This is a genomic window from Oxynema mangrovii CENA135 (genome assembly GCF_016632315.1).
Classification (GTDB): domain Bacteria; phylum Cyanobacteriota; class Cyanobacteriia; order Cyanobacteriales; family Laspinemataceae; genus Oxynema; species Oxynema aestuarii.
On sequence record NZ_JAEOXH010000001.1, the window covers coordinates 1,796,134 to 1,809,551 of the forward strand.

At 51.5% G+C, this 13,418-nt stretch carries 8 protein-coding genes; 4 read left to right on the plus strand and 4 right to left on the minus strand.

Going from position 1 to position 13,418, the window contains the following annotated elements:
- Window positions 1–25: 25 nt before the first annotated feature.
- A complete protein-coding gene (locus tag JJD41_RS07120) occupies window positions 26–223 on the plus strand; it encodes an NAD(P)H dehydrogenase subunit NdhS (RefSeq protein ID WP_200665316.1) in 198 nt (65 codons plus the stop codon).
- Window positions 224–333: 110 nt separating this feature from the next.
- The gene (locus JJD41_RS07125; RefSeq protein ID WP_200665317.1) at window positions 334–1,023 is read left to right on the plus strand and encodes an HAS-barrel domain-containing protein; all 690 of its coding nucleotides are present in this window, start codon (window positions 334–336) and stop codon (window positions 1,021–1,023) included.
- 124 nt (window positions 1,024–1,147) lie between these two features.
- Here JJD41_RS07125 and JJD41_RS07130 read toward each other — a convergent pair whose 3' ends face one another.
- Window positions 1,148–2,560 carry a CHASE3 domain-containing protein gene (locus tag JJD41_RS07130; RefSeq protein ID WP_200665318.1) on the minus strand — a complete coding sequence of 471 codons (1,413 nt, stop codon included), beginning with the start codon at window positions 2,558–2,560 and terminating at the stop codon, window positions 1,148–1,150.
- Window positions 2,561–3,003: 443 nt separating this feature from the next.
- On the opposite strand from JJD41_RS07130, the gene JJD41_RS07135 reads away from it, so the two are divergent.
- Entirely contained in the window at window positions 3,004–4,068 is a 1,065-nt protein-coding gene (locus JJD41_RS07135; protein WP_200667134.1) for a YheT family hydrolase, read from the plus strand.
- A gap of 36 nt (window positions 4,069–4,104) precedes the next feature.
- Here JJD41_RS07135 and JJD41_RS07140 read toward each other — a convergent pair whose 3' ends face one another.
- Window positions 4,105–4,554: a T3SS (YopN, CesT) and YbjN peptide-binding chaperone 1 gene (locus JJD41_RS07140; RefSeq protein ID WP_200665319.1), complete on the minus strand. Its 450-nt coding sequence runs from the start codon at window positions 4,552–4,554 to the stop codon at window positions 4,105–4,107.
- A gap of 436 nt (window positions 4,555–4,990) precedes the next feature.
- Here JJD41_RS07140 and JJD41_RS07145 point away from each other — a divergent pair, with 436 nt between their 5' ends.
- Window positions 4,991–5,356, plus strand: a complete 366-nt coding sequence (locus JJD41_RS07145) for a hypothetical protein (protein WP_234488538.1) — start codon at window positions 4,991–4,993, stop codon at window positions 5,354–5,356.
- Between the two features lie 251 nt (window positions 5,357–5,607).
- Here JJD41_RS07145 and JJD41_RS07150 read toward each other — a convergent pair whose 3' ends face one another.
- A complete protein-coding gene (locus JJD41_RS07150) occupies window positions 5,608–6,594 on the minus strand; it encodes a hypothetical protein (RefSeq protein ID WP_200665321.1) in 987 nt (328 codons plus the stop codon).
- 229 nt (window positions 6,595–6,823) lie between these two features.
- Window positions 6,824–12,943 carry a translocation/assembly module TamB domain-containing protein gene (locus JJD41_RS07155; RefSeq protein ID WP_200665322.1) on the minus strand — a complete coding sequence of 2,040 codons (6,120 nt, stop codon included), beginning with the start codon at window positions 12,941–12,943 and terminating at the stop codon, window positions 6,824–6,826.
- Window positions 12,944–13,418 lie beyond the last annotated feature (475 nt).

Consider the following 13,418-nt stretch of genomic DNA (forward strand, 5'->3'; position numbering starts at 1 on the left):
CGAGAGTTGAATTTAGGAAGAAACTATGATTTTACCCGGCTCCGCAGTGCGAGTGATTAATCCTGGCGATACTTACTACCGATTTCAAGGACAAGTTCAGCGAGTGACCGACGGCAAAGCGGCGGTACTGTTTGAAGGGGGAAACTGGGATAAGTTGATCTCTTTCCACCTCTCGGAACTCGAACTCGTCGATGCGACGGCAGGTCGCAGCAAAGGAAAATAACGGGTCGAGGGTTGGGGACGACTGGCGAGACGCTCTGGCCGCCCGTGCTTCCCCAACCCTTTCTCCGTCGCGCTTTCAGCCGTTCGTACCTACGCGCCTACTGTCCTACCATGCGTTTATCTCTCCCGCAATTAGAGCGAGACTCGCGCCATCCCCACCACATCGCCGAGGTGATCGAAACGGCGACGACGGAATTTTTAGCCCAATGTCTCGAACCGGACGATCTGAGTTTTCCGATGATGCCCCCGTTTGGCAGTTGGGTGACGTCGTGGGATGAAGAATCCGGCAATCAAATTTATGCGGTGGTCTATTACGCGACGACGACGCCGATTGACTCGGTACATCGGGCTCGGGCGTTGGGATTGTCGATTGACGAGTTGCGCGAACAACAACCGCAAATTTTCGCGATGCTCAAAACTGAATTTCGGGCGGCGATCGCCGGATTTGCACCCCCGGACGACGGGGATAACGGAACGGGCCAAAAGTTCGCCACTGCCCCTCGCCAACCCTCTCGCATTTATCAATACATTCCCCCCCGTCCGCCGCAAATTCATCAAGGGGTTTATCGCTGCATCCCCGAACAAATCGTCCACTTTACCGAACGCTTCGACTTTTTAAGAACCTTACTGCAAGTCCCGGGCGCCCCGGTCGATGCCCTGACGGCGGCCACTATTCGCGAAATCTATCAATTGCGCCAGTACGATCGCGCCTGGTTAGTCGAAGCGGGACGCACGTTAAGTATTTTACTCAGAGACGATTACGATCGCCTCCGGCTGATTTTGAATCAAATTCACCCATAAGGGGATTTTAGATTGTAGATCTAAGATCGGGGATAGTGGCTCGTCCTCAACCTCCCTCGCGCAACGGTGAATTATACCGTTTTTCAACAATCATGAGAGAGATCGAGGGTTGAGAAAAATGGTATTACATTAAATCTCTCAGTCGTTTGGCCGATTGATTCAGTTGTTGGATGCTGACTTTGGTTTGACCCATCCCACTCGCCGTTTGACTCGTCCCTTGGTTGATGGAGTTCATTGCTTCAACAATTTGGCCGATCGCCAGATCTTGTTGCTTAATATTGGCTGTAATTTCCTGAAGGTTGACAATCATCGTATTATTTGAATCTGCTACTTTCTGGAAAGTCACGGCGGTTTTCCCTGCAAGTTCTACCGCTTGCTCTACAGTTTGAGAACCCTCTTCCGTGGAGATCGAGGTGGCACCGATCGAATTTTTAATATTATCGACGAGCTTGCCGATCTGGTTCGCTGATGTTTGACTGCGATCGGCTAGTTTGCGGATCTCCATCGCGACAACATTAAATCCTTTTCCATGTTCCCCCGCACGAACGGCTTCTACGGCTGCATTTAACGCCAGTATATTCGTTTGTGCGGCAAAGTTACTCAGTAAACCTGAAATATTACCAATTTCAACGGTGTGCTGATTCAATAAACGAGTCTGCTGAGTAATTTTGTCAACTTTAGCTTCCAGGATCGACATTGCATTTGCACTCTCTCGTGCCACCTCAGTTCCTTCTTCAATAAAAGAAAGCACTTCATTACCTTTCGTAACGGCGGCTTCCGTTTGCATTGTCATTTGTTTCGACGAAGCACCTAATTCATCGATTGAAGTGGTTGTTTGGTGAACCGAAGCCGCTTGTTCGTTGGCAATTCGTTCTTGTTCCACAATGGTCGTGGCGATCTGTTCCGAGGAAACGCTCAAATCAGAGGCAATTTGTTCGATCGGGTTGACAACCCCTTGACGAACGAACCAAACGATCGCGGCCACGATCGCCAAAATTCCACCCGTTCCGAAGAGACTCACGAACTGAGCGAGTTGCTGCGATCGTCGTACATCTTCTGTCCGACTGGTTAGCAGATCGTTTTCTTCGTTCTCCATAACAGCCAGTATTCGTCTAATTTCATCCATGATCTGCTGGCCTCGATCGCTGAGGACGATCGCCCTAGCCTCTTGTTCCCGATCCGCTTTTTTTAATTCTATAGTTTGTGATAATTCCCTGAATTTCTCTTGTATTTTATTTTCTAGTTCTGTCAATCTTTGTAGTTGAGAGGGATTATCTTGAATCTTTTGTCGTAATTCTACTAAAATTATTTTATGCTCCCGATCGGCTTGATAATAAGGATCTAAATAGCTTTCTTTCCCGGTAAAAAGAAAACCTCTTTGTCCCGTTTCAGCATCAACTATTTTCTTCTCTAATAACCGAAGGTCGGCTTTAACTTCATTAGTATGATTGACCCATTGGGTAGAATTTACTATACCTTCAGTGCTTATATAATAAATCGCCGCAATGACGAGATTGACAAACGTGATGATGCCCAAGGAAATCGGAACGACCTTGCCCAGTCTCCATTGGCGATCGATCCCTTGCTGGTGACCCGTTCTTATTTTTTGCATGATAAAATTTTCAACCAATTGCTCTCGATCGATTTTAAGAATATTGCTTCAATCCATAAATTGCACCCTTGCTCTATTATTGCGGCCTAACTACTTCTCGAACGACCACTTTCTGCTGGAGTCCATCGCTCCTTCTGTGGAAAACACGAGAATGTTGATGCGATCGCCGCTCTGCGTCACACAAGACTATAAATAAAAAATCCTCGAATTTCCAGAGTAGAATTACGAAGATCGAAGCAAAATACTTGTAATCTATTTTACATTTAAACGACCGGGAGATCGATGGTTTTTGGGCTTAAAACCTAGTTGTATTGAAGATCTCCTATGAAATGTTTACTATTATTTCATTCAGTCTCAACGATCGCACGATGGCTTATCCGCAATACGCTCCCCCTGCCTTGCTCAAAAATGGCCTATTCATGACCCTCTATGCGGCATTGTGGGCGAGCCGTTCTTGGCAAAAAACGATCGCCGACCCCCAACCGCCCTATCGCGAAACCGTATTTTCCGGAGCGGGTAACGTTCCTATTTTCGGCTGGGTCGCGATTCCCGAACGCCCTCGGGGAACCCTCGTCGCCACTTACGGAATTACCGGAGATTTACAACAACAGTGGTTCCTTCACTTGCTCGGACGCAAAGCCTTTGCGCGCGGCTATGCGGTGGTGTTGTTCGACTGGCGGGCCCACGGGAAAACCGGGGAATTGTCCCCGACCCTGACGTCGGACGGGTTGTACGAAGGGGAAGATTTCGTACGGATTGCGGCCCAAGCGAAGGCGATAGGTTGTCCCGGGCCATTTTGGTTTTCCGGCTTTTCCCTCGGCGGACAGTTGGCCCTGTGGGGGGTGAAAGCGGCGCAAACGATCGCCCATTGGGGCGACGATTTGGACTTGGAACCGGAAGAACTCGGCGGCGCTGCGGTGATTTGTCCGAATCTCGATTCCAATCGATCGCTGTCTTATTTAATCCAACATCCTTGGGGAAAATATTTAGAAAAAGCGATCGCCAAAGAATTAAAAAAATTGGCGTGGCACTTGCACGAAGTTCACGGAGAGGAGATCGACCCCGAGGCAATTTCGAGAGCGAACAGTATTGAAGGATTCGATCGCGAATTGGTGATTGCGCCCCTCGGTTTTCCCAGCGTCGAAGCCTACTATAGCGCCAGTAGTCCTTTACCTCTACTGCCGCATCTCGACAAACCGACGTTAATTTTATATGCCGCAGACGATCCGATGTTTCACCCGGCAATTGTCGGCGAGTTGGAACAGATTTGTTCTCAAAATCCGGCCCTGGAATTACTGATGACGAAATATGGCGGTCACGTCGGCTATATCAGCGATCGCCCCAGTCAAGAATTAGCGGGAGATCCGGATTGTTGGTGGGGGTGGAATCGAGTGTTGGACTGGTGCGATCGCGCTTGTTCCGTGGGGGTTTAACTAAATGGGGAAAGTCCCCATTTAGTTAAAACTGGGTTAGCGAACCGCTTGCATTCGGTCGAGCGCTCGCTGGCCGCCCCATTTCTCGACAATTTTATCGTCATATTCGTCCGCTACTTCTAAGACTGCATTCACCGAAGCTTGCAGTTCTTTTTTGTCGCAAGTCGAGCCGACGATTGTATGCTCGAAGACAATATCGCCATTGCCATCAATGCCAAAAGCTCCGAACAGCATTTTCGTGTTTTCTTCGAGTAAAAAACGCAGGAGTTCCGGCGACAGTTCGATTCCGGTAACGACGTAAGAGCGGGTGTTGATAATGGCATCGTCCCGCCAGGGGAACACCAAAACTTCGACTAAGGCGGATCCCATAAACAGACCCAATCCGGGAATGTCCTGTCGGGCGCAGGGGAATTTTCCGAATAATTCTTTTATCCACAATGCGATTTTGTCATAGCACGCTTCCTGAGCGGGGGTCTGAAATTGCATTTCGTTCGTTCTCCTTACTGATTTAAGCCCTAGAGTACAGTGCTTTTTCTCTTTTCTCTCGGAGGATAAACACGCCGATCGGATTTGGCAAGATCGGTCCGGCGGTGGGGGCGATCGCCCTCCTCCGAGGTATTTAATTTACTAATGCAATGTATTTAGTTTTGTTAAGCTCTATGGTTGGGAAACTTTCAGAAATTTTTTATACTATTTAAAAGGCATTATTTTTGTAATTCCTCTCTCGCCTTTAGCGATCGCCATAACGATCGAGTGCCATCGAAAGTGACTCTGCATTAATGAGGAATTTAGGCAGCGATCGCGATCGCAACCAGAGTTCAGTAAAATCACCGATTTCAACCCACTTCAAACACGATCGAAGGGGCTGAAATATTGGATTTTATTTAAGAAGCCAGCTTTTGATAAAAGAGTCGATTATCCTATGCTTTTACATCTGCCGCGCGAGCGCGAGGTTTATCCGATGAATGTCTTCACACCGACCCACAAACTCCGTGCGCCTGCAGGAGAAGAAATACCCGTGATGTTAGTCTCGCAACCGGGTCAGTTAAGATATCTAGTTGTCAGCGCCGTAGAACACGCAGAAGGCAGTGTACCCACTTACACTTGGCACCCTTCGGAAGGGGTCACCTACCAGGGATATCCCTTGGAAGGATTGGAAATGCTGCCCTTATCGGGACGCCAGGAACATGAATTGTCGCCGCGATTCCCCTCTGGGGAGGCTTCGCGATCGCACAGACAAGAGATCGGGTGCGATCGCTATCAAGAACCCATTTTATGGGCGTTATAGTCCCAATTATCTTAAGTTTCCCCACCGCTTCACCCATTGAATTCACGACTTCACGAATTCACTGTAGGGGTCGGCAATTATACTTAATTGAGAGTCAAACGAACTGGGAAATAAGAATCGGAAACCCAATTGCTTTGACCGTAGGATAGAAAAAACGACAGCAAAGCGCGATCGCCTCGAACGGTAAGTTATCTGGCGATCGCGAAGCGTCCCCAGAGGGGAATCGCGGCGTCACCGATGAGACTCGGCAATTATTGCGTCGGTGGCGAACTCATCGTGGGAATTGGGGGATCGGTACTGTCCGATCGATCCGATTTCGATTCATTTCCAGATTCATTTCCAGTTGACGACCCCTCGGGATTCGCACTAGAAGAATTCGATCCTTCCGTTGGAACTGGAGAACGATCGCCTTGAGAATTAGAAGCATTGGGGGAAGTGGTAGTCGATTGAGAATTACTCGCCTCATTCGGAGTAGAATTCGACGAATTACTAGCCCCATCTCTACGGGATTCCCCCGTATTCTCCGGCGTCGGTTGCGCCGAATCTGAAGGAGAACTCGATTCAGACGGCGCGGAATTACGGTCAGAATTCGACGATCCGGGAATGATAATATCTTGGTCGATCGTCGTGTTGCGATCGCCATTAGAATTCGGTGCAGGGGTCGGTTGAGATTCCGACTGATTTTGAGAAGAATTTTGTGATTCGGGCTGATTTTCCGAGGAATTAGAATCAGAACCCGGAACGGTAATATTAATCTCTGGATCCGGTGAAGGGCTGCTATTTTGAGGGGAGTTCTCTTCAGAGGAAGAATCTTGTGGAATCGGAATGAACCGTTCAATAATAGTCGTTTCTTCTTCTCGGGTTGTTGTAGAGGGAGTAGAATTCACCGAGGGTTCGGGAGATTGAGATCGCGCGTTGAGATAGTAAATTGTTCCTCCCACTAATGCAGCTAAAGCTGCAACTGAAAAGCCGAGAAATAAACCAGAAACGAGATTATTTTCTCGATCTTCCTGGCGATCGCCCCTGTCGTAATTCTGAGAATTGCGATTTCTTTTGTTCGCCGTTCCTTGAGTGTAGCCCCGATGGTAACTGGTGGCATGAGAATCATGATTCACCCGATTTTCCACGGGTTCGCTCGCTTGTATTTTAGTTTCCGTTTCCTTTTCTTTAACCTGTGGATGAGTTGAACCTTCCCGATGAATTTCGTGGGTATATTGTTTTTTATTTTCTTGAGCCATTATCAAACCTCCGATCGCAAAATTAACCACAATAACTTTAAAACATTGGGCTGAATTGTCCGGCGATCTGACATCGATCGCTCGAAAAGACGCCCGTTTTAAGCTATTCTCATTCTCTGCTACAGGCGATCGTCATTCACTCCATCTCAGGACAGATCCAGCCATCCACCTTGAGAATGATGTTTTAATCTTTTGACAGGTCGAGTGAAGTGACGGATTGAAAAATGGATTAAAAATTAATCCGATATTTCACTTCAAACTGCTCGAAGGTGTAATCGTAAGAAATTCCCACTGTTTCATTATCGCCCACTTCATAAAGGGCTTCGACCACCGGATAAACTTGTAAATCTTTTAACCCCATTTTTTGACCCACCCCACTCACGAACTCTTCCACCGTAAATAAAACATCGCGTATCACGGGTTGAATCACGTAACGATTAAACGCAAATTCCACTAACTCGCGCGGCGATTGTCCTTCCAAGTCCTCAATCGTAGCGAGGAATTGACCGCCGAGGAGGGCTAAAATTTGACTTTCCGTGCGCGAGGGAATACTGCTTAATTCCACCACGTCAATTAAATCCGAATCATTCTCCATTTCTGCGATAATTTCGCTCGATCGCCCGCGAACGGCGAGGGTAATTTTAATTTGATCCGGTCGGGGAGAAACGACAATATCCTCGCGAATTTCTGAATTCTCTCTTTGTAATTCGCGAATGCGGGGGGTTTCAAACGCAAGGGTACCAAATTGAATATCTAAAAACGGATCTAATCCCCAATTCGGATCGAACGTTACCCGATGGTCGTAGGCGCGGGTCAGGAAAAATTGACTGCTAAACACGTCAATTTCACCGCGTTTGAGGTAAATCGTTCCTTGGGGGCGCAGGTCATCTAATAACCCATTAATCAATAAATCCCCAGTAATTCTAAACTGGTAAAGCGGGGAACCGTCGATATTAAAATCATCACCGATCGCCACCCGAAAATCATCAAATCTCGGCACCACGGGCGGACTTTCAACTGCCGGACCGTCTTCGATCGCCCAAGTTTCCGCAACTGTGGTGGGTTCGGTCTGAGTTGCTTCGGCTTTAGGAACTAAAACTTTAGCATTAGCTAACTCAATATTACCGCCAATCACCGGAGCAAGTGCGGCACCAGAAATCACCACTTTTCCGCCGATTTCCCCTTCATATAATCCTTCTAATTTTAATTCGCCGCGATCGAGGGCGATCGTGAGGGGATTTTCGACGGGAAACGGCTGTAATAACGGTAAAACACCGGAGGCGGACAAGTGACTTTCGGCAAATTCGGCGGCGACTTGTTCTACTTGAATCCGGTCTTGAGTTAAGGCAATTTTGCCGTTAATTTTAACTTCTCCTTCCGGTAAAGCCGCCATATTGACGATCGCCTCATCCAGTAAAACATTGCCCGTCGCCACTAAATCATCGACCGTTCCCGCCTCTAAATTCAAATTTCCCCGCGCCTTCAATTCGACTTGTCCTTCCCCCGCCACCCATTCCAATTGACCGCCGCTAAAGGCACTAATTAAGGCGATCGCCTCCGTTCCCAAATTCGCATCGATCGCGATTTCCTCATTTTCTCCCGCCACGGGGGGAACCGGAAGACTCGCCTGCACGCTCATAAAAGAAGGTTCCACCGTCGCCAAGCGCGCCCGCTTGTCCGATAAACTAAAACTAGCCAACAATCGCTCCAACACTTCCCCATTTAACGTCCCTTCGCTAAACGAAACTTCCCCGCGAACTTGGGGATTTTCTACGGTTCCACTCAACTGCGCCGACGCATTCAAATTCCCGTGAACGTCGAGGGGAATTTCCGCAAAATTGCGAATTGTATCTAAGGCTAAATTCTCCAAACGAAACTGTCCCGAAAGAGTTTGCGGTTGCAACTGTCCGACAAACGAAACCACGGTCCCGGAAAACTCCAGGCGCATCGGTTGCACCGTGACCGTGCCATTATTAAAACCGCCTCGAATCACGACCAAATCGATCGGAATTACCCGATTTTCTTCGATCGCCAATCCCAGAGGTTCCGTAATCGTTGCAAACGCCCGTTTCGGTCGCCATTTCCAATCCGTCGCCTTTAATTCAAAATTCACCTGGGGATTTTCCAACGTTCCTCCCACCGTCACCGCCCCGGTATATTCTCCCTGTAGGTCTAATTCCGTAGGCGCACCCGGGGCGCGGCGAATTTGGGCAATTTGTTCGATAAACGCACTCATTTCCGAAAAACGGCGCAACTGCGCCATTAACGTTGCCTCAGATTCCCCGACGGCGGCGGTTTCGAGGGCGATCGCCGACCGATTCGGCGTCTGAATTCCCCGCGCCAGGTCGCTCAAACTCGACCATTTGAACGTGGCGAGTAAATCTTGGATATACCCGCGTTCGACGATCGCCTCCCCTTGCAATTCCCCGGTGTTGAGATCGACGCCGCCTTGAAAGCGATATCGAGTGTCGCCGAGGGCGACCGTCGCTTCCGAGACCCGCGCCACCCCATCGCGATAACTAAAATCGACTTGAAATAGTTCCCCTTGCAAATATCCGAGGGTGGGGCGATCGATCGCCAGATTTCCGGCGGTTTCAAAGGTAAATAAATTTGCCGAAATCTCGCCACTCACGGTTCCGGCGAGGTCTCCCGAAATGCCGAAATCCTCGCCGGGAGAGAGTTGTAGCAGTGCGAGGGGGAAATTTTCGATGGCTAAGTTGAAGCGATCGCCCCGTCGCCGTCCCGTCGCGATAACTGGGTTTTCCGTTCCTTCCCCCTGTCGCAGTTCCACAAAGGCGGGAAGATACGGCGCCGGACAGTCGGAACGAGTACACGGATCGAGTCGCGCCGCGATCGCATCGCGCGGTCCGCGTAAGGCGATCGCGACTTCCCGTCCCGGTTCTAGGGTCAGCGAACCCGACAGCGACGGGTCGAACACGATCTCATTTAAAGCAAAATTGTCTAAGTTGAGATCGCCGACGAGCTGGAAATTTCCCGGCGCTAGGGGATTCGAGAGCAAGTTCGTCCCACTTAAGCGTCCGTCAAAGGCGAGTTGTCCGCGAATGCGCACGTCCGGGGGCAGAACTACGGGTAAACGCCCTAAATTCGAGTGCGCCCTCACGTCGAGATCGACCCGCGCCAGTTCCGGCGTGGTTGTCAAATTGCTTAACATGAGGGTTCCGTCGGCGGCGATCGCCTGTTCTCCAAAGCGCAAGTCGATCGCCTCCGCGCGCAGGTTTAAGGTCGCACCGTCGAGGTCGAAGGGAGAGGGAAGGGCGCCACTGAGTTCGAGGCGTCCGTCGAGAGTATCGTCGGGGGCGATCGCCAGTCGATCGGTCGGAATGGCTAAATTAGCCACCACTTGGGCGAGTTCGATCCCGGACAGGGCGATCGTACTGTTCCAATTGCGATCGGCGATCGCGGCGCGGGCGTCGATCCGTCCGTCGGCGACCCCTAAATCCGCTTCGGCGCGGGCGCGAATCCCTTCTAAATTCCGGGTTTGCGCCGCATCGAGCCAGGTGGCGATCGCGGCGGACAGTTCCACCCGACCCCGATTTAAGCGGACGGGAACGGGTAAGGTCGAAACGAGGGTTGTGAGGTCAATACCGGATGCATCACTCGTGAGATTTAAGTTTCCCCGAGTTAAGGCGAACTGCGCCCGGGCGCTGCCGTCGGCGATGCCGAGATCGACGCTGCCATCGGCGCGAATTCCCGTAAAATCCTGGGTTTCTGCCAGTTGCAATAACTCGTTAACGGAGGTGTCTAGATTGAGGCGGCTACCGCGCACGGCGATCGCGCCCTCGGTCTCGGGAATAAGGTTAGTGAGATCGATCGCCGAACTGCGGGCGGAGGCTGTCACATTGTTCCCCTGCAAGCGGGCGATCGCCCGCGCCGTACCGTCGGCGATCGCGAAATTGCCCTCAACTTGAGCTTCAATTCCGCTCAAATCGCGGGTTTCGGCGGCGGCGAGCAGGTCGGCGATCGCCCCGGAAAACTGCACGGACGCGGTGGACAGACTCGCCTCGACGGGTAAATCGGGAACGAAAGGAGAGAGGGCGATCGCCGTCGCGTCGGCGTCGAGGCGCAATCTCCCGGCGTCCAGACGGGCGATCGCGTTCGCGGTCCCTCCCGCGACCCCCAAGCGCAGATTAGCCGTTGCCTCAATCCCTCTCAAGTCCTGGGTTTCGGCGGCGGCGAGCAGGTCGGCGATCGCGGCGGAAACGGTCGCTTGAGAGGCGAGTAAGGAAACGGGAACGGGTAAATCGGGGATCCATTCGGCGAGTTCCAACGGCGTACTGTTCGCGGACAGGCTCACGATTCCGCGATCGAGTCGTCCTCGCGCGCTGACGATCGCCTCGGCGACCCCCAAACGCAGATCGGTTTCGACGGCGATCGCCGTGGGGTCGAGATTCTGGATATTCCCCGAAATTCGAGCATTTCCGCCGAGGAGGGCGATCGCGATCGGGGCGCCGACTTGCTGCAACTGTAGGGACGACGCCGTCACCCAACCCGTTATTTCTCCCTCGTCCAAACGTCCGCGCAGGTCTACCCTTCCTCCCGCCACGGCGACCTCAAGATCGGCGGAAGCGGCGATCGCCCCCGGCGCCGGGTTTTTCAAAGAACCGGACGCCTCCACCCGACCGGAGGAAAGCTGCACCGGAAAGGGAACGAACGGATCGAGGGGAAATTGTTCGATTTGGGCAAAAGCCTGCCACTGACTGGTTTTGAGGTTGGCGTTGGCGCGCGCGACGATCGCCCCGTCCCCAATTTGAAGGCGCGTATCGCCCACAGTGAGGGTGTCTCCCTTCAAGACCACTTCGCCGCCACCGGACAGGGGAAAACGAGCGGCGGCGATCGCCGCTTCCGCGTTCGGTAACTCCCAAATGAGCCGCGCTTCTGGCGTTTCCGGCGTTCCGCGCACCGTGGCGGACGCGCGTAACGTCCCGACGGACAGATTCGGCGGTACGCCGTAGGCCCTGGCGATCTCATCTACAGGTAAATTCGCTTGCAGATCGAACGCCCATTGCATCGGCGCGCTTTCCCCGCCGTTTTCCGAGGGCAATTGCACCTGACCCGTCCCGGTCAGCACCCCTCCGCTACGGGGACGCAGGAGTAATTCATTGAGAATCAGTTGACGGCGATCGATCGCCACTCCCACGCGAATTTCGGCTAAACTGACGCGATCGATCGTCGTCGTTCCTTGGGTGCGAATTTGTCCGTTCATCTCGGGATTTTCTAACGCTCCCGCAATCTCGAAATTGCCCGTTAACATGGCTTGCGCCGCGACGGGTAATTCTATCTTGAATAGATCGAGAACTTCGGCAATTTGAAAGGGATTGACGCGGACGCCGACATCGAACCCCCGGTTTAAATCGATGCTTCCTCCCACTTCGACGGATACCGGACCGTAACTCGCCCGAACCTCCTCCAGGCGCACGATTTGCCCTTGAAAGCGGAGCAATCCACTGGCTTCGGCGACTTCGGTGAGGGAGTCGCTGGCAATTTGGGCGCGATCGAGGCGAAAGGTGCCGGAAAGTGACGGTAATTCTTTAAAAGAAGCCAGATCGATCGCCAGATTGGCGTTAATGTTTCCCCCGACTACATTAACAGGCGTTCCCGTCGGAACGACCGGATCGAGACGGGTGAGGGCTAAGTTTTGAATGCGAACATTGGCTTTGGTGCGTCCGCTTTCGATCGCCGTTTCGCCCATCAGATGAACTTGCCCTTGTTTAAACTCGACCTCGAAATCGTAAGTGGCAAATTTAAACTGTTGGGATAAGGTGGCAGTTCCGTTAACGGTCAGTTGAAGGGGAATTGTTTTTTGATAACTCAGTAGAATAATTTCGGCATTTTCTACGGCGATCGTCGTCGGCAATTCGATCGGTAAGGGTTCGCTTTCTTCTTGGGTTTCGAGTTCTAGATTTATCCATTCCCCGAGTTCGTTTTCTTCGAGGTAAATATTGGGACGAACCAGGGTGATTTGTAGGGGTAAAGAGCGGTTCCAAACTAAAGGAGATAAATCGAAACCGACATCGATCGCCTCAATAGAAATCCTATCGGGATCGGTGGCGGTGGCGGGAACGAGCGATCGCCCGAAGCGAATCCCATTGAAACTCAAGCCTTCCAGGTCGCCCACCCGTACCGGACGGTTGAGGATGTCGCTCAATTGTCGGCCAATTAAGGGCGCCAGTTGGCGATCGAGCCAAAAATAGCCCCAAATCCCGCCCGCCGTGGTTAGAACTAATACCCCACCGCCAATCATTAGGGTTGAAGGACGTTTCAGCCACCGTACAAACCGCTTCAAGGGATTGCGGGGGCGATCGGGTTCTGGGGTGGGGGGATGAGTCATTGTGGATTTGAGAGGGTAGGATTTGAGAGTTGAGAATTTTGTCGGGGGGCGATCGCCGACAACTTCAAATCGCGCTAGAAGTCACGGTAGGCGAACTTTCTCCTACTTCGGGAAGGTCATCTTTCCATTCCAAAATAACGGCAATCCCATCCAAGGGTCTGAAGGCTATCGACCGGATGAGTGTAGATGCTGAGGAGTTAAAAACAATGCGGGACAAACTGGCGGATGGGGATCGATCCCGAGGCTCGATGTAGATGCGTCGATCCCGACTCCATACTTTAGCACTGGTTTTTCCTTGCCCATTAGAGGAGGCGATCGCTTCTAAGGTTCCCCAATGGGACGGACGCCCCACGGTCCGCAACCCGGTTTTTTTTTAAAAGTGGGTTTCTTTTCCCTACCCACTCCCCTGTCTCGATTCCCGAGTTACCCTCCCACCGTGACAAGTTTCAAAAATTAAGTACGATCTAGATAGTGA